Origin of the sequence: Paenibacillus maysiensis (assembly GCF_000520815.1) — a bacterium.
Taxonomy (GTDB): domain Bacteria; phylum Bacillota; class Bacilli; order Paenibacillales; family Paenibacillaceae; genus Paenibacillus; species Paenibacillus maysiensis.
In genome coordinates this window covers 47,770-70,695 of record NZ_ASRY01000271.1, presented here as the reverse complement: position 1 = coordinate 70,695, position 22,926 = coordinate 47,770, and the positions used below count along the sequence as shown (strand labels likewise).

Genomic DNA, 22,926 nt, shown 5'->3' with positions numbered 1-22,926 from the left:
CTACGGCTACCGCAGTTCCCGGATTCAGCCCGAGCTTTGCAGCCATGTCCTCTGTTAATCCACCTGCACGGCTGCCCAAGTCATAAACCTCGCCACGCAGCTTCGTATCCGTCAGATTTTCCAGACGAGGATCAAGCGCTTTGAAAAACTCGTGGTCCGGATAACCGTCACGATGGTGGTAAATAGACTTATAACCCGCTGTACATTGATTACGCTTCAACTCTCCACTAAGCTGGGAAATAACCCAGTCGGTCGCTTCTACAAAGCGATCTGTCTGATCATAAATATCCGGCGCCTCGTTCAGAATTTGCCAAATTTTTGCGATCATCCATTCGGATGAAATTTTACCACCATAACGAGGCTGAAATGCCTCTCCCCGCTGTGAGGCAATTTCGTTCAGACGATCCGCTTCATCCTGCGCTGCATGGTGCTTCCACAGTTTTACCCAGCTATGCGGATTATCCTTCAGGTTCTCGTCAAAGCACAATGGTTGTCCTTGTGCATCAATCGGCAGCATCGTACATGCCGTAAAATCAATTCCGATCCCGATGATGTCGTCCGGAGAAATCCCCGTCTCCTTCATGACAGCAGGTACAGAAGTCGTCAGCACTTCAATATAGTCAGCCGGATGCTCTAGCGCCCAGTCCATTTCCAGCTTGCGTCCGCTACCAGGCAACACTTCATCAATAACCCCATGGCGATAAGGTGTTACATGTGTAGCAATTTCAGCTCCGTTAGAGAGGTCAACAATGACCGCACGCCCGGACTCTGTTCCATAATCGACACCAATGGTATACTTGCTCATTTGTGTGTCTCCTCCTTTTTCGTTTGACCGTAATAAGCGTTCGCTCCATGCTTGCGCAGAAAATGCTTATCCAGCAGTGCCTGATCCATAGAGCTTAATTCCGGATTCAGCGCGAAGGAACGGTACGCCATCTTGGCTACTTCCTCCAGCACAACCGCATTATGAACGGCATCATCGGCATTTTTCCCCCAAGCGAACGGTGCATGCTGATTAACGAGTACACCTGGAATGTCCGCCGGACTAATATCCTCAAACGTCTCAATGATCACATGTCCCGTCTCCAGCTCATACTCCCCGGCAATTTCCTCTGAAGTCATCGCGCGGGTACACGGAATCGTTCCATAAAAATAATCACCCTGAGTCGTACCTAATGCCGGAATCGCGCGTCCAGCCTGCGCCCAGCTTGTGGCCCAAGAGGAATGTGTGTGTACAATACCGCCGATTTGTGGAAAAGCACGGTATAGCGCCAGATGTGTAGGTGTATCCGATGAAGGGCGAAGCTCACCCTCAACAATATCGCCTTGCAAATTGAGTACGACCAATTGCTCTGCTTTCAGCTCCTCGTAGGCCACACCACTTGGCTTAATTACAACCAGTCCCTGCTCACGGTCGATACCGCTTACATTTCCCCACGTAAAAGTAACCAGACCATGCTTGGGAAGAGCCAAATTAGCCTCCCATACTTCCTGTCTCAATTGTTCTAACATGTATAAGACACTCCTTTTACTATCATTTCTGAAATCTGCAATGGAAGTGCTAATGACCTCATATCCTTGGTTCCGCTTTCATTATACACTTGTACGTACAACTTAGCCAGTGTTTTTTTATGCGCTTTTCACTGTGTAACTGTTTATATTTTCAGAAAAAACATAGCAAAAACAGCCTATTTTCTGCAATCCAGAAAACAGGCTGTCCGGTACGGCGAGTGAGCAGGCCGAGATGCTATTAGGTGTCAGGACTACAATCCTTCCAACTTGTCCTTACATGTATCTAAATAAAAACTCGCCCATATTTACAGGTTCTTATACATCACCGGCAACAGGACCCGTAGATTCACGGATAATCAGTTCAGGCGGAATAATCCACTGGCGATCCTCTTCGCGGAAGCCCTTTTCTTTGATCATCGACAGTATCGTATCAGCGGCGCGAAATCCCAGCTCCTCTTTCGGGTGCCGGATTGTAGTTAGCTTAATTTCCGTTGCCGTTGCCAAAAAAGAGTCATCAAACCCGACCAGCGACAAATCATCCGGAATGCTCAGACCCGCCGAACGCACAATATCCAACAAACGCACTGCCAGCTCATCATTATAGGTTACCCATCCGGTAGGACGCTCTCCCGGCTCCATACTCAGCAGCACAGACGCACGCTGTAACGGAACCTCATTTTTTTCTTCTGTCCGGTAGGTGGTCACTGCATTCGGATGCAGCGTAACCCCATATTTGCGGTGGGCGGCTACAAATCCCTTCATGCGTAGAATTCCCTGCATATCATCTGTTTTGAAAAACCCGGCTAACCGTCGATGTCCCAGCTTAATCAGATGCTCAGCCGCTAAAAATCCACCCTTCTCATCATCTACACGCAGACATGGCGCATCCATTTCCTCATACCGCGCATTAATCATTAAATAAGGAATTTGGCGATTTTCCAAGGTCAGGTAATAATTCAGATTGGGGTTGCGCTCCCCACTTTTGGTCGGCTCAATAATGATTCCGCCCAATGGCTGACTTAGCAGCATTTCCAAACACTGCCGTTCCTGCTCGGGGTCATTGCCTGTACTTGACAGCAGCAGCTTATAGCCCTGACGACTTAATTTGGATTCAATTCCCTGCACAATCGACGGAAAAATATAATCCGATATATAGGTCGTAACGACCCCGATGGTCCGTGGGTCCTCGGGCTGCTTGCTGTCCCGTGTGGCAACAAAGGTGCCCTTGCCCTGCATGCGAAACAGCCAACCCTCCTGTACCAGCTCACCTAACGCCTGACGCACGGTTTGCCGACTAACCGCAAATTGCTCAGACATTTCATGTTCAGATGGAAGCTGGCTTTGAGGCTCCAGCCTGGATGAATGAATCCATGATAAAATTTCCTGTTTAACTTGTATATATTTGGGCGCCATAATTTCCTCCGTCACTTGCAATATCGTGTACCCTTTGTATTTCACGATTATAGCATATCGTTCATTTGTACATACAAATGTCACAGGAGCAGGATATCGTTGTATAGCTACCGGAGGCATAAATCCATTCGCTAATCCATTTCCATGTTACAAGTGCTTGGCTAATCCCGTCTAAATACCGCTTGTGCAGATGTACATACTATGAACGAAGCAATTGATGATCGTTCATATACTTGAGCCCCGTATAGCGATTACGCAGGGTATGAGCTGTGCGAAGTGCGCGTGCAAGCTGTTCCTCGGTTACGCCGAGCTCGGCAATCGTGGACGGGCCACCTACCTGAGCCAGCCATGCACGCATCTGCTCCGACGTTGGCAAGGTTCGGTATACCTTAAAAGCATCCACATCTTGGCTGGCAGCCAGATCCCTGTACAAGTCCGCCAGCAAAGCGGAAGCTACGCCCACTTTGGCACCGTGCAAAATTTGCTTGCGCCCCTCCGCAATAAAATCCATTTCAATTCGGTGGGAAATGTGGTGCTCTCCACCCGATGCCGGACGGGAATGATCAATCATCAGCATGGAAATGCCGGATGCGATCAGCGCGTTCATCAGCACCTCGACACCTGCCTGACAACCCGCTGCAATCTCATCAACATGCTCTACACAGGCCCGCAGCGCTTCCTCCGTGATTCGATTAGCTAGGGGCGAATAGGGTTCGTCTCCCAAATCCCTGGACACATGCCAATCGGCTAATGAGGTGAATTTACCGAGCATATCGCCAAAGCCTGCGGCAGTCATCGCTTGTGGCGCACTCGCCAGTACGGACAGGTCAGCAAAGATCGCTTCCGGCGGAACAGCCTGAAATGTCTGCTTACTGCCGCCCACAATCAACGGCGCGCCTGCCGATGTAAATCCATCCACAGAAGCGGCCGTCGGCACCGACAGGAACGGGCGGTTCATTTTATAGCATGCGAAGCGAACCAGATCATGAATAGTGCCGGAGCCTACGGCCAGTACAGCCTGACTCTCATCTGTCACGCCCAGCAACACTTTCACGATATAACTCTCATCTGCTATCACATCCCCTACAGCATTGGGAGGCAACCGAACCACATCGACCACCAAACCCGCGTCACGTATGAGTTGTGCCACCTTTCCCCCTGCCGCCGCAGAAGTATGTTCATCCTCTACCAGCGTCACATGACGGTAATTTCGTTGCTTCAGATAAGGGACGATGGCTTCAATCGCCCCACCACGCACCTCAATTAGCAATTCGACCTTTCGGTAAGGATGATCGGCGTTGTTTGCCTGTGCCTCTTCGTTCCACTGCTTGATCTGCTCATTCATATTCATTTCATCTACCTCCTGAAAAGGAATAATTTGCACAAGAATGATCCATAATGATACCAAGATTACCTTTGAAAACGATTTCCATTTAATTGTACGCACAAGTTCCTGTCCAAGTCCAGATAAAAAGTACAAGTTGCTTTTCAAATCCTGATTCCGAAAGGAAAAATACTTATGAAATTCAGAACAGACATCGCTTGTGCACTCGGTTTACTGGCAGGCACAACCTTTGGCAGTGGTATTGCTTTTTTATTCGGCTGGCAAGCCTATCAGGCTTTGACCTCTGTATCTGTCTTCGGCGTTGCCGGGATCATGATTACCATTGCTGTTTTTCGTCTGCTTCATTACAAATCGGTATCTACGTCAGATCCCCAATAGTTTCAACTGCTGAAACAAGAACACTATATAAGTCGAACTTAAAAGTTACCTTAGTGCCACTTCACAGACGAATGGTGCTTCGCGTGTACAGCACCATTCCGCCTACTTCGTTTTCCATGTACCTTTTTTCAGTTCAGCTTATATACATTTGCCAAATGTATAAAAAAACGGGCACCACAAGCCATTTATTTCGCTTGTAAGTGCCCGTTTTTATTATACTTGCCGTACAATTCGCGATCAGCCAAGATGCTACTGAATATCTGGATTTACGTCCAAATCATAATCAATTTCATCAAACCCGAATCCAAATAATTGAAGGAAGTCCAGACGATATTGTTCGAGGTCGCCCCGTTCAGACACGTTTTCTGTAGTAATCCCGGACCAGGCCTCTTGGACAGCCTGCTGGACATCCGCCCTCATTTCCCAATTGTCCAGACGAATGCGTCCTTCCTCATCGGTTTCCACTGTGGCTTCACTATATAGCTTCCCGAACAGACGCTGCGCTTGCTCGATACAGCCCTCATGCAAATCCTTTTCCTTCATAACCTTAAACAGCAAAGAAATATACAGAGGTACAACTGGAATAGCCGAGCTGGACTGTGTAACCAAAGCTTTATTTACAGAAACGTAAGCTTTACCATGATAACGCTCCAGTTGCTTCGTTAAGGTATGGGCTGTGGCTTCCAAATCATTTTTGGCTTGGCCAATGGTTCCTTTACGGTAAATAGCCTCCGTGATCTCTGGGCCAATATATGAGTAAGCCAGTGTGGTTACCCCTTCAGCCAGCAAATCCGCTTCTTCCAGCGCTTTTAGCCATAAGGACCAATCTTCGCCCCCCATTACCGTTATCGTATTTTCGATTTCCTCCTCCGTTGCCGGTTCCAGCGTAATCTCCGATACGACACCTGTATTGGTATTCACCGTTTTATCAGAAAAAGGCTGCCCGATGGGCTTGAGAACGGAGTTGAAGGTTTCACCCGTATCGGGATGCGTCCGTCGTGGTGAGGCGACACTATACACAATCAGATCTACCTTGCCTAGCTTTTCCTTAACCAGTTTCAACGTCTCCTGCTTGATTTCATGGGAAAAAGCGTCGCCATTTATGCTTTCTGCTATGTAGCCAGCCGCTCTGGCCGCTCTTTCAAAGGCTACAGTGTTATACCAGCCTGCTGAAGCCGTGCGCCCCTCTGAAGCGGGACGTTCATAGGATACACCTATGGTATCCGCCCCCATACCGAAGCTCGCAGCAATACGGGAAGCAAGCCCATATCCAGTAGATGCTCCGATTACAAGTACCTTTTTAGCTCCTTGTATTGACGTGCTGTCTTTAATGTAGTCGATCTGACGATTGACATGAGCCGCACATCCTCCAGGATGCGCAGTCGTACAGATGAAACCACGGATTTTCGGTTTAATAATCATTGCAAGGCTCCCCCTACTTAGACATTGATTTAATATAGATGGAATGGTCCAGTCATAACTATATAGTAAACTAGCTTGCGGCTCAACACAAAGCATAGTACTTGAAGGTAACTGAGGAATATGCTGCTACAACAGATATCCCGAAACTGCCAACTCTACGAAAAAAAGAAAACCGCCGTAAACATCACAGTCTACAACGCTCTTTTACTCAACTATTCATTTTGAATCATTTTCTAACAACATCACATCTTCTCCTTGCTGTTGTCTTATTTTGATATTAGCTCTACCCCAAGAACACATGAAGTCAATAATTTCATTTGCTGTAATTCCATATTCCGTTATATAATACTCCACTTTTGGAGGCATTTGATTATACACATGCCTGCCTATGATACCATCCTTTTCAAGTTCGCGAAGTTGCTGTATAAGAACCTTTTGAGAAATGCCTGGAATACTACGCTGTAATTCACTTGTCCTTTTTCTACCAGACATTAATAAACATATGATTAATGATTTCCATTTACCTCCGATGATCTCAAGTGTTGCTTCTATGCCTAAATTATATTGTTTCATAGTACCACCTCTTCAACGCCAAAAATAACAAAGCTTATCTAATTATTTTTATAATCGCATATCTTCACTCTAAGTCCAATGCACACTTTCAAGTAACTATATTACTTTATTGTGTGTATTTACTTTTTTTGAAGCGTACAGAATAATAATATAAGTATCTACAAAAAGCAAAATATGTTACGCAAGAAAGGTGATTTATTATGAAAACTCTTGTGATTTTAGCTCATCCGAATATTGAAAATTCTAGAGTAAATCAAAGATGGAAACAAGAATTACTTCAATATACCCATGAAATTACAATTCATGAGATTTATAAAGAGTATCCAAACTGGAGCATTGATGTCTTGAAAGAGCATAAGTTACTTGAAGCATACAACAATGTAATATTTCAATTTCCTTTATATTGGTATAGTTACCCGCCTTTATTAAAAAAATGGATGGATGATGTCTTTACTCATGGATGGGCTTATGGTTCAAAAGGTAACAAGCTAAAAGGAAAGAAGCTAGGGATAGCAGTGTCCATTGGCGATAAAAAAGAAAATTATTTACCTACTGGTTCCGTTACGTTTACTGTAGATGAAGTTATAACACCTTTTAAAGCCAGCGCAGTACATGTTGGTGCAATATCATTACCCTATTTCGCTGTCTTTGGAGCCTCATTTCAAGCGAGCGATGAAGAAATTGATCAGAGTGCAAAAGACTATATTAAATATATATTCCAGTAAATAGAATGATTATTTATTTCTGATAACATGGCCATAAATGCCGTTCGCCAGGAGATGAGCAACACACGGAGCTTCTTGACCATATGAAAACAGGCTCTTGGTGGCATCCAGCCAATCCAAGAACCTGTAATTGTTAGGGTATGATGCGGTCGAGAGGACTCGAACCTCCACGGGGGGTTAGCCCACACGGACCTGAACCGTGCGCGTCTGCCAATTCCGCCACGACCGCATATTATGTATTCATACGATGTTTTTCAATCATCGTAATTAAGATTATATCTCCCATGAACCATAAAATCAAGTTATTTTTATATAATATTCTCTATAAATTTTTCCTGAAAACATACGAAAATAACTGGATGTCAAACACCATATATGGTAAGATGAACGCATCAGGAAAGGAGGTGCGTCAACATTAGTAATCAGATGTTGAACGTATCCCTTACCCGGTCCGCCATTCTCTAATTCTCAGAGATGACGGAGGCGCGGGATACGGATCAAAGCTTTAAATAAGCGCCACGGGTAAAAAGGCCGTCTACGGACGGTCTTTTTTATGTTAAACATCATACTATCGTAACCAAATTACATACTGGGAAAAGAGGTCATTCTATGTCTATTCGACCAGGGAAAGTGGAAGAGTTTAAAGAATTAACCGCTATATGGTTGGAAGCTTCCGTAGAGGCCCATCATTTTATTGATCCACAATATTGGACATCACAGGTTGGCCAAATGGAGGACAAATACCTTCCTCTAGCTCAAAACTACGTTATTATACAGGACGATCACACTATTGGTGGCTTCGTTTCCATGATAGATGGATATTTGGCGGCCTTATTTATACGAGTAGGTTCCCAACGAAAAGGCTATGGCAAGTTACTACTAGAATGGGTTAAGAAGCAATATGATCAGATCCAATTGAAAGTATACCAGTCCAACACGAAGGCATTTAACTTTTATACCAAAAATGGCTTTATCATTCAAGAGGAATCCGTTGATCCAGAAACGCGTGAAAAGGAATTTATAATGGTTTGGACAAGACATAGCCATCATTAAGTTACGCTGTCTCAATGAAACAAGGCTCTGCTCCCGTATGAATACGCCAAAAACAGAGCCTTTTACATTTTTATATACACTAATTAAATATGTTCTCTCATTTCAGCCCGTAAACCTCGGTATATAAAATTTGTCTAAATGGAGCAAAATCCTGCTCTGTCAGCGCACACGGATAACTCATAATTTGAAGCCTCAGATCGGACTGCCCTTCCCTCAAAGGAGGCTGTACATACTCAAAATCGTTGAGATGGAATCCCAAGCGTTCGTAAAAACCAATTCTTCTCCGAGTCCATTCATCCTCAGGTGGCTCAACCTCCAGCACTACCGGTTTACCAGACTGTGAAATAAATCTGTTCATGAGCTTTTTACCTAACCCGCCACCACGTATAGCCTGATCTACCGCAATATGCTCTACAAACCGAAAGTGTGTAAATTCCCAGCCTGCCAGAAAAGCGATCGTATGCCCTTGCTCATCCTTTTCAGTGATTAAGTGATAACAAGGATGATTTAGCAGAGCCTTTTGCGACGCAAAGATTCTACACTCCGTTTCAGGAAAAGAGGCTTCCATAATCGCATACACTTGTGAGAATTCAAGTTCATTCATTTTATATTCCCTGCTCCTTTAATTCTAACTTCCCTTTCCAGTTCAATTCAATCCGACCAAATTGTTGAAATCAATTTTCATGCCTTGTGTAATTCCGTAAGCGTCAGCAAAATATGCTCCAACAGCTCCGGGATATCCTCCATCTGATCTTCATTAATTTGCCTGGAAAACCGAAGCTCGATCTTGTTTTGGTATGTAGCTGCCTTCTCCCCGTGAACAAAGCTGAGCGTTTGGACCGGCCTAAGATCCGGCTTCCAAATCTGCATCAATATATCTTCAATCTGGCTACATTGTGTTTCAACCTCACGAACCCCCATATAGAAGCTGAGCAGCAGCACACATCCGGGGATTTGATCTTCAATCTCCAAAATTTCCGCAGCCAAGTTGTTTAAATCTGCCTTTAAGCGAATTTCTGCTGTCACACCGGGTCGTTCCGTTAATCTGAACTGTATAGCGAATTCACGCGACATCACGGACATTTCCAATCTGTCGATCCGTTGCGTGATTTCAATACGTGAATCCAGATTATCCAGATCGTATACTGCATTTTCCATAGCTACTTTTAAATTATCAAAAACCGTCGGGTCGAACATGTATTTTTCACCTCTACCTATCATTCCATTTCACTCATCAAGTCCATATTTAAATATATTCCCAATTAAATAAGTATATCATACGTTATATGTCTTCATGAATTTCAATACGTAAAAAATCTTTAAGTATACTTCGGAATAATAAAAAATTCAATCTTGTAACAAAATGTTCTATTATATTTATTTTATTGATAAATATTCCTTTTTATTATTCCAATCCCCTAGTTAATGATATATAATAACTTCGGAATCAATTACTAATATATTCATATAAATGAATATAAATCCCAAAAAGAGAGGTAGTTTATTCATGAAAAAAACACTGTTAGCTTCATTAGGTCTTACACTTTTGCTAAGCACTTCTGCAGGTGCCGCTTTTGCTGAAGATGCAGATTCTGCACCAGTAGCAAAGGAATCAAATCTCACCTCCTTACTTGAATATCATGAACAGGAGCCAAATAATAGTTTTGAAGAACCTAACTATTATTTTATAGGTGATGCTGTCATTGGAACCCTCGGGGAAAAAGTACAAGGAACTTGGGAAAACTACGATGTATATACAATTAAGGCTTTTGAATCGAACAATGTTCAATTTACAATTCAGGGAGATAGATATCCTGATTCTTGGTTGGAACTAACTCTTTACGATAGTAATGGTCAAAAGATTAAAAGATCAAGAAACGGTCAATATTTTTTAAACGCAGATCTTGAAAAAGGTAAGGACTACTACTTGACCGTCAATGCGTTAGGACTTCAACCTGGAGGACATATATTTGATTATAAAATCTCTTCTGAAGTTGTAAGGTAGACTAATTAAATTTATGTAACTTACCAAATAGTTAATCATTATTTAATGCCTGCTGTTGTATTGGATACATACAAAGGCAAGTATAAAAATCAAAAAAATCTCTAACTACACCAAAAGCCTCGCCCCCATCTCAAGGGGCGAGGCTTTTGTAGTTCAGTCATTCCATTCGATACACTCAGTTATTTCACACTATCCATATCTTAGGACAGACGTGAGCTAAAGTCCTCGTAGGAGAACTGGCGGATCACCTTAATGCCTTCTTCGTCGTTGTAGCTGGCGATGGCTGGCAGGTTGACTCCGTTGAACATGTGGTTTTTGACCATCGTGTAATGGGCCATGTCGCAGAATACAAGCTTGTCTCCCGGCTTCAATGGCTCTTTAAAGGAGTAGTCTCCAATTACATCTCCGGCCAGGCAGGTAAGGCCACCGAGTCTGTAGGTGTGCGCATACTCACCAGGCTTACCTGCATCAATGATATTCGGACGGTATGGCATAGCCAGTACATCAGGCATATGACATTCAGCCGAAGTATCCAGAATCGCAATATCCATTCCGTTCTTCATCGTATCCAGGACTGTAGCAACCAGATAACCGGTATTCAAAGCGATGGCTTCGCCTGGCTCCAGGTAAACCTGTACACCATATTTATCCTGAAAATATTGGATGCAGCGTACCAGCGTGTCCAGATCATAGTCTTCTCTGGTGATATGGTGACCGCCGCCAAAATTAAGCCATTTCATGTTCTTAATGTATGGCCCGAATTTCTCATCCACGACTTTAATGGTGCGCTCCAGCGTGTCGGAATTCTGTTCACACATCGTATGAAAATGAATACCGTCCACGCCATCCAGATCCTCAGGTCTAAAGTTAGCCAAGGTCACACCCATTCTGGAGTTGTTGTAGCAAGGATCATACAGCGGAGTTTCGATTTCCGAATATTCCGGATTGACCCGAATTCCGATGTCGATTTTTTTGGAAGTTACGCCTTGCACCTTACTTTTGAACCGTTTCAATTGATCGAAGGAGTTGAAAACGATGTGGTCAACATACTCCAGCAGCTCGTCAAATTCACTGTCAACATAAGCTGGTGCGTATACGTGAACCTCCTTGTCCATTTTTTCGCGACCGAGTCTCGCCTCGAACAACGAACTGGAGGTTACGCCTTTTAAATATTTACCAACCAGAGGAAATGTCGAAAACATCGAAAATCCCTTAAGAGCAAGCAAAATATTACAACCTGTTCGCTCTTGAACAGAATTTAAAACCTCAAGGTTTTTCACAAGAAGTCTTTCGTCAACAAGGTAACATGGTGATGGAAGTCCGCTAATATCAATATTCATCACAGGCCTCAATCAAGCAACGTTGGCGTAAAGCTCTCTTGCCATGGCAATCCGTGTTTATTTAGTGCTTCCATGAATGGATCTGGATCAAATTCCTCAACGTTGTAAACGCCTGGTTTTTTCCAGATGCCTTTAATGATAAGCATTGCGCCGATCATGGCAGGAACACCTGTTGTGTAGGAAATGGCTTGGGAGCCAACCTCTGCATAACATTCCTCATGATCACACACATTGTATACATAATACGTTTTTGGTTTTCCATCTTTAATACCCTGGATGATACATCCAATGTTCGTTTTACCCTTGGTTCTAGGTCCGAGGGAAGCCGGGTCTGGCAAAATGGCTTTCAGGAATTGCAATGGAATGATTTGCTGTCCTTCGTAATCAATAGGCTCAATGGAAGTCATGCCTACGTTTTGAAGCACGTTCAAATGATTCAGGTAGTTGTCCGAGAAAGTCATCCAGAAACGGATTTTTTTCACACCTTTAATGTTTACTGCAAGAGATTCCAGTTCTTCATGGTACAAAAGATATATGTTTTTCGGTCCGATTTCAGGAAGGTCGTATACCTTTTTCTCGGAAAGCGGCTCGGTTTCAATCCACTCTCCATTTTCAAAGTAACGGCCCTTCGCCGTAATTTCCCGAATATTAATTTCCGGATTAAAGTTAGTTGCAAAAGGATATCCGTGGTCCCCTGCATTCGCATCTACAATATCAATCGTATGAATTTCATCAAAATAATGCTTTTGAGCATAAGCTGTAAATACTCCAGTCACGCCTGGATCAAAACCGCTGCCCAGCAGAGCTGTAATGCCCGCTTTTTCGAATCTTTCTTTGTAGGCCCATTGCCAGCTGTATTCAAACTTCGGCGTATCCGGCGGTTCATAATTCGCCGTATCAACGTAATGAACGCCTGTCTCAAGGCAAGCATCCATAATCGTCAAATCCTGATAAGGGAGAGCCACATTGATAACTACATCCGGTTGAAAGCTTCGAATCAGGTCAATGACCATGTCGGTGTTGTCAGCATCAAGCTGAGCCGTTTGTATCTTCGTACGGCCTCCACCCAGCTTTTCTTTAAGCGCATCGCATTTCTCAACAGTTCTGCTTGCGATACAAATTTCTTCAAATACATCTGGGTTTTGGCAACATTTATGCACCACAACGCTGGCCACGCCACCGGCGCCAATAATCAATGCTTTTCCCAAAATAAATAACCTCCTTATTCCATACGCTAATCGCTAATCATTCTTGCAAACAAAATGATTATAAAGACATCCCACCAAATAATCAAGAAAAACGATAATTTGCAGTGTAAAAATTCACACCGCTATGTCACAAAAATTTTACAAATCCCAAATTCAGGCATGAAAACGCCATAAAATGAAGAGAACAATAGCACCTCCGAAGGCGTTCCAAGGAAGTCAGTGTACGTTTACCGGAGGTATTTTTGCATTCCAGGTAAACAGCCTTAAAGAGTTAATATTATCTTATATCTAATAAAAAGGCCACCCGCCAATTCCTATGAAGAAGATTCAGGGGGTGGCAAAATGATTGGCTGGTACTGTAGGATTGTTTATCATAAATAAAGCCGCCCCCGATGCGGGAACGGCTCTCTATAAAACTAAAACAAAACTAAACCTTATTAAACCATGATTTTGCAAATATCGTTGGTGAATTCAACCGGGTCTTGCAGTGGCAAACCTTCGATCAACAGTGCCTGATTATACAGCAATGCCGTGTAAAGATTGACCTTCTCCTTGTCCTCGGCAAAAGCCTCTTTCAGAGAGTTGAACACCGCATGGTTGATGTTGATTTCCAGCACTTTATTCGCTTTGACATCGGCGTTGTTCGGCATAGCATTTAAGATTTTTTCCATTTCAATCGTCACTTCGCCGTCTGTGGACAGACACACCGGATGTGTCTTCAAGCGCTTGGAGGCTTTAACACTGGATACCTTGCCATCCAGTAAGCCCTTCATGTACTCGAACAGCTCTTTGTTGTCGTTTTGTTCCGCTTCTGTTTCCTTCTCGTCCTCGTCAGCCTCAATGCCCAGATCGCCACTGGATACGGATTTGAATTCTTTCTCCTTGTAGCTCATGAGCATTTTAATAGCGAACTCATCAATATCATCGGTGAAGTACAGAATTTCGTAGCCCTTGTCGGCCACCATTTCAGTCTGCGGCAGCTTCTCGATACGCTCGTTGGACTCCCCGGAAGCATAGTAAATATACTTCTGATCCTCAGGCATACGCGATACATATTCGTCCAGAGTAACCTGCTTTTTCTCCGTAGAAGAGTAGAACATGAGCAGATCCTGAAGCGTCTCTTTATGAGTTCCATAATCGTTGTAGACGCCAAATTTCAATTGTCTGCCAAATGATTTGTAGAATTGATCATACTTTTCCCGGTCATTTTTGAGCAGAGTCAGCAGTTGGCCTTTGATTTTGCTTTCGATATTTTTGGCAATCAGCTTCAATTGGCGGTCATGCTGCAACATCTCTCTGGAAATGTTCAGCGACAAGCTTTCGGAGTCCACCATACCTTTGACAAAGCTAAAATAATCCGGCAGCAGGTCAGGCGATTTTTCCATAATCAGCACGCCGTTGGCGTACAGCTCCAGCCCCTTTTCATACTCCTTGGAATAGAAATCAAACGGGATATTTTCTGGAATGAACAAAATAGCCTGGTACACCACCGCGCCGTCCGCGCTGACGTGGATATGCTGGAGTGGCTTGTCGTAGCCATAGCGCTTTTCCGCATAAAAATTTTGATAATCCTCGTCGGTCAACTCGCTTTTGTTCTTTCTCCAGATTGGAACCATGCTGTTAATACGCTGTTCATCTTCGTAATCTTCGAACTCGTTGTCACTGCCCTCTTTCAGACGTTTGCCTGTAACATCCATCTTGATCGGATAACGGATAAAGTCGGAGTATTTCTTGATCAGCGCTTTTAAACGATACTCGTCCAAATATTCGTCGTAGGACTCATCCTCGGTGTTTTCTTTGATTTTCAAAACAATCACAGAGCCGACCTCGTCTTTTTCAGCCGGTTCAATGGTATATCCGTCTGCACCTGTGGATTCCCACTTATAAGCGGTATCGCTGCCCAGTGCCTTTGTAGTCACCGTAACAACATCCGCCACCATGAATGCCGAATAGAAGCCGACCCCGAACTGTCCAATGATGTCATGTCCATCCTTGGATTCATTCTCACTTTTGAACGCCAGCGAGCCGCTTTTAGCAATGATACCCAGATTGTTTTCCAGTTCTTCCTTGGTCATACCAATCCCGGTATCGCGAAGAGTGAGCGTTCTGTTCTCCTTGTCGGCCGTTACTTTGATATAGTAATTTTCTTTGTCAAAGACCAGTTGATCATCCGTCAACGCTTTGTAATAAATTTTATCAATTGCATCACTTGCGTTGGAGATCAGCTCTCTTAGAAAAATTTCCTTTTGCGTGTAAATCGAGTTAATCATCATTTCGAGCAGACGCTTGGATTCAGCCTGAAACTGTTTTTTCTCCATTCTGATATCTCCTTTCGAATATGAACCTTATGTAAGGCTGCACATGGAGGACCGTCCAAACAGGAAAGCCTGTTAGCACTCCCCTCATTCGAGTGCCAGCCTACCTTTTTTTATAACATTCCTCATTTTTTATGTCAATACGATAGATGCATGATATAGTCCCAATCCCGAAATTATTAGTGCCTGATCTGCTTAAACATTACGTTAAACATCTCGACAGAAGAGGGAAACAGCCCTTGTACATGGGGAATCAGGTTATCCCTGATGCGTAACTCGTCCTCGTCCAGATGCTGCAAATCCTCATGAAAGAACCATACGATAGGATAGTCCCCATCCTTATGTCTGCTTCCTGCATTCAAACAAACGGGGCCCTGATCGTCCTCAGCAATTGCAAAAGGAATATAACCTGCCGATAGCAAGGGCGACCATTCGCGGAGCAAATCATGAAATCCCTTCAAGCCTTGGCCGACAGGCAGTCGTGGAAACTCAATAAAGGTGCAATCGCTCCAGTAGACTCCAGGAATGAATTCGTTATCGAATTGTAAAGACACATAATGATAGGACATGATGAAACTTCTCAGCAAGGGAGGAAGCTTGAAATGGTAGGTTTCCTCAAGATTCCGAACTTCCTGCTCTGTGATCTGCGAAGGAAGAGGCTTCCACTTGATCCAGCCTTCCTCATTGGCATTGCCGTCACGCATCTCGAAGGGTACATTTTCTACCAAATCCATAAAAAAAGCCTCATCCATATGTGCAAATAACTCCTTCATGGATGTGCGAATATCCGCCTTCTTGTCCATGTCTCCGCACCTCTTTCCTTTCTATATCAGAACTGCATCATATGCCATACACATTTTTTTTCAAGTTCAGCTTAACAGATTTTGCTTTTATCCTCATTTGCAAAATATTCGTATTACCAACGCAGTGGCTTGTGGTTACGCCAGATGATCCAACGCCCTGTCTCGCGTATTGTATTGGAGCATCTGGCGTAACTGCGGCATACCTTTTTCCTTCACGTCGCCACTCTGCGGCCGTTTCTTGATTCAGCCAGCTCATTCTGTTTCCCCCATCCAGCGTATGTATTTCCCGTTTGCTCCACAGGCCTCGTTCATCCCGTCAGGCGGCCTCGCACTTTCGTCAGCACAGACCACAGGTCTGTCACCGCCTTAACCTCTTCATAGTCCAGATAGGCATCGTGCTTGTCATAATATTTCACCGCTATAATTACCATCTGAAGCGTCACAGGCTGTCCTGTATCCTTGAGAACATCCACAATACCTTCGAAGGTCGCTAGCTCCAGCCACGTTTGAACCTGACGATCCGTCATCCACACGGGGATATGCTCGTCCTGCTCGTTGGTTACGGCTGTATCGGCCTCTGCACATTCATCCAGCCAATGCTCGTCAAAATAATAAATCGGCGTATGAACAGGGTCCTGATCCCATTGATCCACATTCACATATAACCAGTTATTATCCAGTTGCCCCACGCTGCGCACCAGCTCCTGTAATCCTTCAAACACACGATAAGACGGACGCTCTCTGCGGAGGTAATCTGCAAGTCTCCGCTCGTATCTGCTCACTTCAAGCCCACCCCGTTTCGATATCAGCCGAAGTCTTAAAATTCACATATACATACATTTACAACTTATAAAACCCGATATAAGTACAAGCACCTCGTAAAGTGTCAAGACTACATAAGGAGATTGATCTATTCATGAAAAGAATCACCGCACTTGTTATCCTGTCCCTGCTATTACTTGTAACCCCGATCTACGCTGCTGCACCAGCGCCCATGCTGGTCTATGTGGATCAAAGTAACCATTCGTTCATCCCGCTCCGCCTCCTGAACAGCTATGAAGGGATCACTATCAATAAGACGGCTACGGACAAAAAGATTGAGATTGCCCAAGGCGATACCCGTATCACCTTATTTGCAGGAAAGTCTACGGCTAAAGTGAATGACCAGACCGTTCGTATGCACAGCATTCCTTTTACCGACAACGGTTCCACCTACGTTCCCTTGCAGTTCATCAGCCAGCACCTAAACCTGCAAGTCTCATGGCAAAAGGAAACCTCATCCGTACATATCAAGCAGGGCACAACGTCCGTCAGGCTTCCGGTATTCACGGGCAAGCTACCTGGCAGCACCATACCGATCCAGACGGCTCACAAAAGCTTCAAGGTCGGATCACGCACCTTTTCCGCTAAGGTGGTCACCATCTCCATGCTTCATCCCAAGGTGAGTCTGGACGTGGCGCTGGCAGGCAATAGCATCGGCAAGGTGGAGAACCTAAGCGGTCTCGCCAAACGCAATCAAGCGGTTGTAGCCATCAACGGTACCTACTTTGACGCCTATACCAAAAGCTCCTACAAAACGCCTTACGGCTATCTGGTCAGCCACGGGAAATTGTTAAAAAAAAGCTCTGGCGACCAACGAACCGTCTTCACGTACGATGCCAACCATTTGGCCGAGCTGGTTTCAGGTCCTGCCTTTGAGCAGCGTTTAAGTCAAGGCAACGTCGAAGGCGCCCTTCAAGCCGGGCCTCGTTTAGTGACGAATGGAAAGGTTTCCCTGAATATAAAAGCCGAAGGCTTCAAGGACCCTAAAATATTAACAGGCGGCGGGACCAGAAGCGCCCTCGGGATTACACGGGATCATAAGCTAATCCTCCTGACCACAAGCGGAGCCACCATGTCACAGCTCGCTCAAATCATGAAGCAGGCAGGCGCTTATCAGGCCATGAATTTGGACGGCGGTGCTTCCAGTGGGCTGTACTACAACGGCTCCTATCTCACCACACCCGGTCGCCAGATCAGCAATGCGATTATTATAAAATATCAATAAGCGGGTTAAGGGCTGTCTTCACGGATATGTAAGCCGTGGAGATGGCCTTTTCCATTCTCCCCAGCGCTGCCTTCATTCCGTCTGCTCCCAGATTAAAAAAAGCTACATTCCCCTGATTCAGCTCGCCTTACTCGTCCTCTTCAACGGACACCAATCCGGCTCATCATCCAAGCGATGCTTAAAGTGCTTCCGTATCAAACAAGCAAAGGGTTTATTTCATATTGCTGAGGCAAATTTTCCCTGTATATAAAGTATAGCAATGCTTGCAGGGACAGACAACATGCTTGGGCTAACATCCATTCTGCATTAAAAAGCCTTCCCTCACTATGTAGTGAAAGAAGGCTGCTTAGTAGATTTAAGCGATGCTAACCTGCTGTTAGATCAGAAAAGATTTAGTAATAATCACCAGCAAAATGAACAATACCAGAATCGCGCCTGTGGATGTCCATGCTCCACCGCCACCGTAACCAACTTCACCCATGTCTGAATCCCTCCTTGCTTTAAAGCATACTCTTATCGTATGAAGAAAAACGGTTTACGACAGGGCGCATTGGCAACGTTTATTTGGCATGGTAGGACTTCTTAGAAAATAGACTGATACGTTTCAGATGGATCGGAAATCACTCGGGTTGATAACTGGTACAAAATGTCGTCGGTTCTACGTAGCAGCCTCTTCATATCCTTGTTCTTCATCTTTTGAAGGAGCGGGGTTTCTAACTGGGATGAAAGAAATTGAGTGGTGCCTATAAATACGACAACATCCAAGCCTGGATTGGTTTCGGTATGTAACAAGCGCAGCAGGTCAGTCATGGATAGGAAACCTGGAGGGCAAAGGCTATTGTTTTCCTTCATATATAGAGCTTTCAGCATAGAAGTCAAGCCCAGTCACATAGGATAATGCAGCATTGGAGTTGGTTATGCTTTTGCAGATTTTGGCTAGTTTCATGTGGTATTGGGATTGAATGTGGAAATCGGTTATTGAATGATGTAAGTGTTGTTCGTGTCTGGATGGCTGATCGCAGCTTTGGTTAAGGGTAGAAGGATCTTTTTTCATATCTATTCCTCCAGAGAATTTCAATATTAGCCTTATTATACTCAAAAATAATACTTATAGATATAATAAAAACTAAATATACGATTCTTAATCTCATGTTTACCCAAGAAAATCTTGTCTACACTTTTTAGTGTGAAGGGGTGTAGACAAATGCTGGACAAAGAAGTGTTAAAGCTAGTTGGAGCTAGAATAAGAGTTTTGCGCAAAGAAAAGGGCCTCTCACAAGAAGCTCTTGGGGAAAAAGGCGGATTTCATTTTACATACATCGGACAGATCGAACGTGGAGAAAAGAATGTTTCTTTGATAAATGTGGCTAAGATTGCAAAAGCACTAGACGTCAACTTAATTCAGTTGTTTTCTTATGTAAGTGAAGACCCTAAAATTGTGGAATCTGATGAAGATATTATAGAGATTATTACAATGCTCAAAAAGTCGAGTCCAGAAAAGGTGCGCTTGGCGAGGAATGTGATAAGGGAGATTACAAATTAAGAACATTTTTTGCTTTCAAAATTATGAAAACCAAACAAACCCACCTGTTTCTTAATACAGATGGGTTCTTCGACTATGATTGTCTCCACACTCCAATATGATGAGAGACAAAATATTACTGCATCTTATATTCAATGAAACTTTAATGAGTAGTCATTATCTGTTTTGACAAATTATCAAAATAAATAAAATTAATTTACAAATTGCAGTTGTTATTAATTAAAGTTCATGATTGCAACTAATAGGGCAGCGTCAAGAAGTTACTTATGGAGATTTGTAATATGCTGATTAGTTCTAAGGAATTAAATGAAGTTTATAAAACTTATCTACCAAACTCCCCTAAAACCTTACTTCCAAATCTCGTCCGCAATCTCTTTAATGAAGGCAAGCTTCTTCCACTGTTGCTCTTCCGTCAAAATATTGCCCTCTTCCGTAGAAGCAAAGCCGCATTGTGGGCTAAGGCAGATGTGGTTAATATCCACAAATTGAGTGGCTTCCTTAATGCGGTTAATGACCGTCTGCTTGTCTTCCAGCTCACCCGTTTTGGAGGAAACGAGGCCCAATACGACCTGCTGTTGGTCTTTCAGATGCTTGAGCGGTGTGAAATCGCCTGCACGGTCGGTATCAAATTCGAGGTAGTAGCCGTCGATGTTGTCGATGCCGAACAGGGTTTCGGCAACTGGCTCGTAGCCGCCCGAGGATGCCCAGGTGGAGTGGTAGTTACCACGGCATACGTGGGTCGTAACCACTAGGTCGGCTGGAAGATCATTTACGGTTTCCTGATTCACGCGAGCGAACAGCTTTTTGGTTTCTTCCACATCGCCGCCCTCTTGTTGGCGGGCCTCCCAATAGTTTTTATCGCAGAGCATGCCCCATGTGCAATCATCCAGTTGTAAGCTGCGGCAGCCCTCATTATAGAATGCTTGAATCACGGATTTGTAAGCTTTGGCGATATCCGTCACCAGCTCATCCAGATTGCTGTAATAGGTATCGGTTGTTTCTTTGTTTTCTCCACGCAACAGCTCGGCCAGGAACTGTGCTGGTGCTGGAATGGTTTGGCGTGCAATCGCATCCTCACCTGCTACTTGCTTCAAGTATTTGAAGTCTTCAATGAAAGGATGACGGGAGTGACCGATTTTACCAGTTAAGCGTGCGGTTTCCGCTCTTGTTTCCACACCTTGGAATTGGTAACCGTTCGAAAGCTCTACCTTTTCCACGCCATCCAGGCCCCACATAAAATCAAGATGCCACCAAGAGCGTCTGAATTCACCATCCGTCACGGCTTGAAGTCCTACGGATTTTTGCTTTTCCACCAGCTTGATAATTTCGTTATCTTCAATCTTTCTCAGTTCATCTGCAGAAATTTCGTTGTTTTGAAATTGAATTCTGGCGTCTTTAATCGCTTGCGGGCGCAGAAAGCTGCCGACCATATCATGTCTAAAAGGGGCCACTTTACGTTGGGATGCATTGTCAAGAATGCTGCTCATTAGGGTTATCTCCTTTTTCGCTTCTGTAGTGAAGTTCTTGTAACAAAGATAACACACATTTTTAGTTATAATGTAACTCCAATAAACTATAGCTAGTTATAGCCTAAAGCTATACCCAACCTTTTATTCGCCTATCGCCTCATGCAGCGCATCTACATAGACGGAAGCCAACTTGGAGAGCGAAGCATTTTTATGACAAATCCACCCCACATTAATAGATTCCTCACATTCCAAAGGTACGGAAATAATCTCGTTACCGTTCAGATCCTCACTGATCACCCCGGTAGAAATGGTATACCCGTTCAAGCCAATCAGCAGATTGAAAAGGGTCGCCCGGTCATTGACACGAATGCTTTTGGGATGCGACAACGTACTGAGAATTTCCTCAGAAAAGTGAAAGGAATTGTACTCCCCTTGCTCAAAGGACAGATATGGATAAGGATGAAGCTGGTCGATGGTCACAATGGACTGCCGGGATAGCGGGTTATTCGTGCTGATAAAAATATGCGGATTGGCGGTAAACAGGCTGTTAAATTGCAGATTTTCATCTTTTAGCAGCTTATTAATGACTTTAGCGTTAAATTCATTTAGATACAGAATTCCGATTTCGCTTCGCAAGCTTTTGACATCCTGTATGATTTCATGGGTTTTCGTCTCCCGCAAAGCCAGTTCATACTCATCCTGTCCATATTGATTCACCAGATTCACAAATGCATTTACAGCAAAAGCATAATGCTGCGTGGATACGGAAAAATGCTGCGGTGAAGGCTTGGCATCCAGATAGCGACTTTCCAGCAGTTCCGCCTGTTCGACGACCTGACGCGCATAACCGAGAAACTCCACACCCTCCTTGGACAAAGAAATACCTTTATTGGTACGATCAAAAATCGTGATATGAATTTCTTCCTCCAGATCCCGAATCGCGTTCGACAGACTGGGCTGGGAAATAAACAACCGCTTTGCCGCCTCATTCATGGAGCCGCGATTGGCAACCTCGATGACATATTTTAATTGTTGTAAGGTCAACGCGTGATATCCTCTCGATTTATGTTTTCTCTATTATATAACACTTGGATACGACATGATTCATGTTATGAGGACGTCCGAGAGAAAATAAAAAACCACTTGGTGTTATCCCCGGCATGGTGACCGCAATCGGGGCAACAATACCAGCAGCAGTCGTCATGGCTACCGTGGCAGAACCGACGGCTGCACGGATCAGACCTGCAATGACAAAGGCAAGTACAAGCGCCGATCAGCAGGATGATAGAAGCGACTGGACCAAGACAATCGTTCGTAAATTTCAATAGCTGCTTGCTGTCGAAGTTACGTGCATAACCAAAAGAGTAGAGCGAGAACAACAAGGTATGAAATTCGTGGATGACCGAACGCCTAACCCTCTTTTTCTCCCCGAAATACGTCTTTGGCGATTTGAATAGCTGAGGCGGCTCGGGGCCATCCTACATAAAAGGCAAGCTGTGTGATCACCTCGACCAGTTCTTCTTCCGATAATCCGTTATCCTTGGCCAAATTCAGATGATAGGGAAGCTGACCCCCATGCTCACCCGCTACCAATGCGGAAATGGTTATGAGACTCCGTTCTCTGAGAGATAGCTCGCTTCTTCTCCATACATCTCCAAAAAGAACATTCTCCGTATAGTTCACAAAAGCGGGCGCAAAATCCCCAACCTTTTCCCGTACACTCGATGTGATTAATTTATGCTTCATTTATTCGACACTTCCCTTCGTTCCTGATG

The 22,926-nt window shown here is 44.2% G+C and carries 25 protein-coding genes, 1 tRNA gene and 1 pseudogene; 6 read left to right on the top strand and 21 right to left on the bottom strand.

Annotated elements, in window-relative coordinates; all coding sequences use genetic code 11:
• The 4 genes from L696_RS0119385 to L696_RS0119370 form a co-directional block, all read right to left on the bottom strand.
• Positions 1 to 805: FGGY family carbohydrate kinase (locus tag L696_RS0119385; protein WP_025685107.1), on the bottom strand; the 805-nt coding region annotated here is incomplete at its 3' end.
• Entirely contained in the window at positions 802 to 1,512 is a 711-nt protein-coding gene (araD, locus tag L696_RS0119380) for an L-ribulose-5-phosphate 4-epimerase (protein ID WP_025685106.1), read from the bottom strand. The genes araD and L696_RS0119385, both read right to left, overlap by 4 nt.
• 315 nt (positions 1,513 to 1,827) lie before the next feature.
• Positions 1,828 to 2,925 (bottom strand): GntR family transcriptional regulator, encoded by a 1,098-nt coding sequence (locus L696_RS0119375; protein ID WP_025685105.1) that lies wholly within the window; start codon positions 2,923 to 2,925, stop codon positions 1,828 to 1,830.
• A gap of 199 nt (positions 2,926 to 3,124) precedes the next feature.
• Positions 3,125 to 4,276: a sn-glycerol-1-phosphate dehydrogenase gene (locus tag L696_RS0119370; protein ID WP_025685104.1), complete on the bottom strand. Its 1,152-nt coding sequence runs from the start codon at positions 4,274 to 4,276 to the stop codon at positions 3,125 to 3,127.
• A 168-nt stretch (positions 4,277 to 4,444) separates the two neighbouring features.
• Here L696_RS0119370 and L696_RS0119365 point away from each other — a divergent pair, with 168 nt between their 5' ends.
• Complete coding sequence (locus L696_RS0119365; protein WP_025685103.1) at positions 4,445 to 4,648, top strand: hypothetical protein; 204 nt, start codon at positions 4,445 to 4,447, stop codon at positions 4,646 to 4,648.
• Positions 4,649 to 4,897: 249 nt separating this feature from the next.
• Here the strand turns inward: L696_RS0119365 and fabV are convergent, their stop codons facing one another.
• Both fabV and L696_RS0119355 read right to left on the bottom strand, forming a co-directional pair.
• A complete protein-coding gene (gene fabV, locus L696_RS0119360; RefSeq protein ID WP_025685102.1) occupies positions 4,898 to 6,070 on the bottom strand; it encodes an enoyl-ACP reductase FabV in 1,173 nt (390 codons plus the stop codon).
• A 216-nt stretch (positions 6,071 to 6,286) separates the two neighbouring features.
• Positions 6,287 to 6,643: a winged helix-turn-helix transcriptional regulator gene (locus L696_RS0119355; protein WP_025685101.1), complete on the bottom strand. Its 357-nt coding sequence runs from the start codon at positions 6,641 to 6,643 to the stop codon at positions 6,287 to 6,289.
• Positions 6,644 to 6,843: 200 nt separating this feature from the next.
• Between L696_RS0119355 and L696_RS0119350 the strand changes: the two genes are divergently transcribed.
• Positions 6,844 to 7,368, top strand: a complete 525-nt coding sequence (locus L696_RS0119350; RefSeq protein ID WP_025685100.1) for an NAD(P)H-dependent oxidoreductase — start codon at positions 6,844 to 6,846, stop codon at positions 7,366 to 7,368.
• 144 nt (positions 7,369 to 7,512) lie between these two features.
• Here L696_RS0119350 and L696_RS0119345 read toward each other — a convergent pair.
• Positions 7,513 to 7,597 (bottom strand) — tRNA-Leu (locus L696_RS0119345).
• Between the two features lie 380 nt (positions 7,598 to 7,977).
• Between L696_RS0119345 and L696_RS0119340 the strand changes: the two genes are divergently transcribed.
• Positions 7,978 to 8,421 (top strand): N-acetyltransferase, encoded by a 444-nt coding sequence (locus L696_RS0119340; RefSeq protein ID WP_025685099.1) that lies wholly within the window; start codon positions 7,978 to 7,980, stop codon positions 8,419 to 8,421.
• A 97-nt stretch (positions 8,422 to 8,518) separates the two neighbouring features.
• On the opposite strand, the gene L696_RS0119335 is transcribed toward L696_RS0119340, so the two are convergent.
• Together L696_RS0119335 and L696_RS0119330 are read right to left on the bottom strand one after the other, a co-directional pair.
• A complete protein-coding gene (locus L696_RS0119335) occupies positions 8,519 to 9,025 on the bottom strand; it encodes a GNAT family N-acetyltransferase (RefSeq protein ID WP_025685098.1) in 507 nt (168 codons plus the stop codon).
• 77 nt (positions 9,026 to 9,102) lie between these two features.
• On the bottom strand, positions 9,103 to 9,618 hold the full coding sequence (locus L696_RS0119330; protein WP_025685097.1) for a hypothetical protein: 516 nt from the start codon (positions 9,616 to 9,618) through the stop codon (positions 9,103 to 9,105).
• A 310-nt stretch (positions 9,619 to 9,928) separates the two neighbouring features.
• Between L696_RS0119330 and L696_RS0119325 the strand changes: the two genes are divergently transcribed.
• A complete protein-coding gene (locus L696_RS0119325) occupies positions 9,929 to 10,426 on the top strand; it encodes a hypothetical protein (protein WP_025685096.1) in 498 nt (165 codons plus the stop codon).
• 200 nt (positions 10,427 to 10,626) lie between these two features.
• Here L696_RS0119325 and nspC read toward each other — a convergent pair whose 3' ends face one another.
• The 6 genes from nspC to L696_RS0119290 form a co-directional block, all read right to left on the bottom strand.
• Positions 10,627 to 11,766 (bottom strand): carboxynorspermidine decarboxylase, encoded by a 1,140-nt coding sequence (gene nspC, locus L696_RS0119320; RefSeq protein ID WP_025685095.1) that lies wholly within the window; start codon positions 11,764 to 11,766, stop codon positions 10,627 to 10,629.
• Positions 11,767 to 11,774: 8 nt separating this feature from the next.
• The gene (locus L696_RS0119315; protein ID WP_014280785.1) at positions 11,775 to 12,974 is read right to left on the bottom strand and encodes a saccharopine dehydrogenase family protein; all 1,200 of its coding nucleotides are present in this window, start codon (positions 12,972 to 12,974) and stop codon (positions 11,775 to 11,777) included.
• 437 nt (positions 12,975 to 13,411) lie between these two features.
• On the bottom strand, positions 13,412 to 15,292 hold the full coding sequence (gene htpG / locus L696_RS0119305; protein WP_025685094.1) for a molecular chaperone HtpG: 1,881 nt from the start codon (positions 15,290 to 15,292) through the stop codon (positions 13,412 to 13,414).
• Between the two features lie 176 nt (positions 15,293 to 15,468).
• Positions 15,469 to 16,092: an SMI1/KNR4 family protein gene (locus tag L696_RS0119300; protein WP_025685093.1), complete on the bottom strand. Its 624-nt coding sequence runs from the start codon at positions 16,090 to 16,092 to the stop codon at positions 15,469 to 15,471.
• A 37-nt stretch (positions 16,093 to 16,129) separates the two neighbouring features.
• Positions 16,130 to 16,348 carry a hypothetical protein gene (locus tag L696_RS0119295; RefSeq protein ID WP_025685092.1) on the bottom strand — a complete coding sequence of 73 codons (219 nt, stop codon included), beginning with the start codon at positions 16,346 to 16,348 and terminating at the stop codon, positions 16,130 to 16,132.
• A gap of 52 nt (positions 16,349 to 16,400) precedes the next feature.
• A complete protein-coding gene (locus tag L696_RS0119290; protein WP_025685091.1) occupies positions 16,401 to 16,874 on the bottom strand; it encodes a DUF7716 domain-containing protein in 474 nt (157 codons plus the stop codon).
• A gap of 134 nt (positions 16,875 to 17,008) precedes the next feature.
• Here L696_RS0119290 and L696_RS0119285 point away from each other — a divergent pair, with 134 nt between their 5' ends.
• Complete coding sequence (locus L696_RS0119285) at positions 17,009 to 18,139, top strand: phosphodiester glycosidase family protein (RefSeq protein WP_025685090.1); 1,131 nt, start codon at positions 17,009 to 17,011, stop codon at positions 18,137 to 18,139.
• A gap of 376 nt (positions 18,140 to 18,515) precedes the next feature.
• Here L696_RS0119285 and L696_RS31535 read toward each other — a convergent pair whose 3' ends face one another.
• Together L696_RS31535 and L696_RS32085 are read right to left on the bottom strand one after the other, a co-directional pair.
• Positions 18,516 to 18,620 carry a hypothetical protein gene (locus tag L696_RS31535; protein ID WP_014280781.1) on the bottom strand — a complete coding sequence of 35 codons (105 nt, stop codon included), beginning with the start codon at positions 18,618 to 18,620 and terminating at the stop codon, positions 18,516 to 18,518.
• A gap of 101 nt (positions 18,621 to 18,721) precedes the next feature.
• Complete coding sequence (locus L696_RS32085; protein ID WP_245233402.1) at positions 18,722 to 18,949, bottom strand: hypothetical protein; 228 nt, start codon at positions 18,947 to 18,949, stop codon at positions 18,722 to 18,724.
• Between the two features lie 394 nt (positions 18,950 to 19,343).
• On the opposite strand from L696_RS32085, the gene L696_RS0119265 reads away from it, so the two are divergent.
• Complete coding sequence (locus L696_RS0119265; protein WP_025685088.1) at positions 19,344 to 19,682, top strand: helix-turn-helix domain-containing protein; 339 nt, start codon at positions 19,344 to 19,346, stop codon at positions 19,680 to 19,682.
• A gap of 347 nt (positions 19,683 to 20,029) precedes the next feature.
• Here L696_RS0119265 and L696_RS0119260 read toward each other — a convergent pair whose 3' ends face one another.
• From L696_RS0119260 to L696_RS0119245, 4 genes and pseudogenes are all read right to left on the bottom strand, one after another.
• Positions 20,030 to 21,169 (bottom strand): 5-methyltetrahydropteroyltriglutamate--homocysteine S-methyltransferase, encoded by a 1,140-nt coding sequence (locus L696_RS0119260; protein ID WP_025685087.1) that lies wholly within the window; start codon positions 21,167 to 21,169, stop codon positions 20,030 to 20,032.
• A 123-nt stretch (positions 21,170 to 21,292) separates the two neighbouring features.
• A complete protein-coding gene (locus L696_RS0119255) occupies positions 21,293 to 22,195 on the bottom strand; it encodes a LysR family transcriptional regulator (protein WP_025685086.1) in 903 nt (300 codons plus the stop codon).
• A 106-nt stretch (positions 22,196 to 22,301) separates the two neighbouring features.
• Positions 22,302 to 22,530, bottom strand: a pseudogene (locus L696_RS29745) (GntT/GntP/DsdX family permease); the annotation flags it as partial.
• Between the two features lie 31 nt (positions 22,531 to 22,561).
• Positions 22,562 to 22,897: a carboxymuconolactone decarboxylase family protein gene (locus L696_RS0119245; RefSeq protein WP_025685085.1), complete on the bottom strand. Its 336-nt coding sequence runs from the start codon at positions 22,895 to 22,897 to the stop codon at positions 22,562 to 22,564.
• Positions 22,898 to 22,926: the final 29 nt, after the last annotated feature.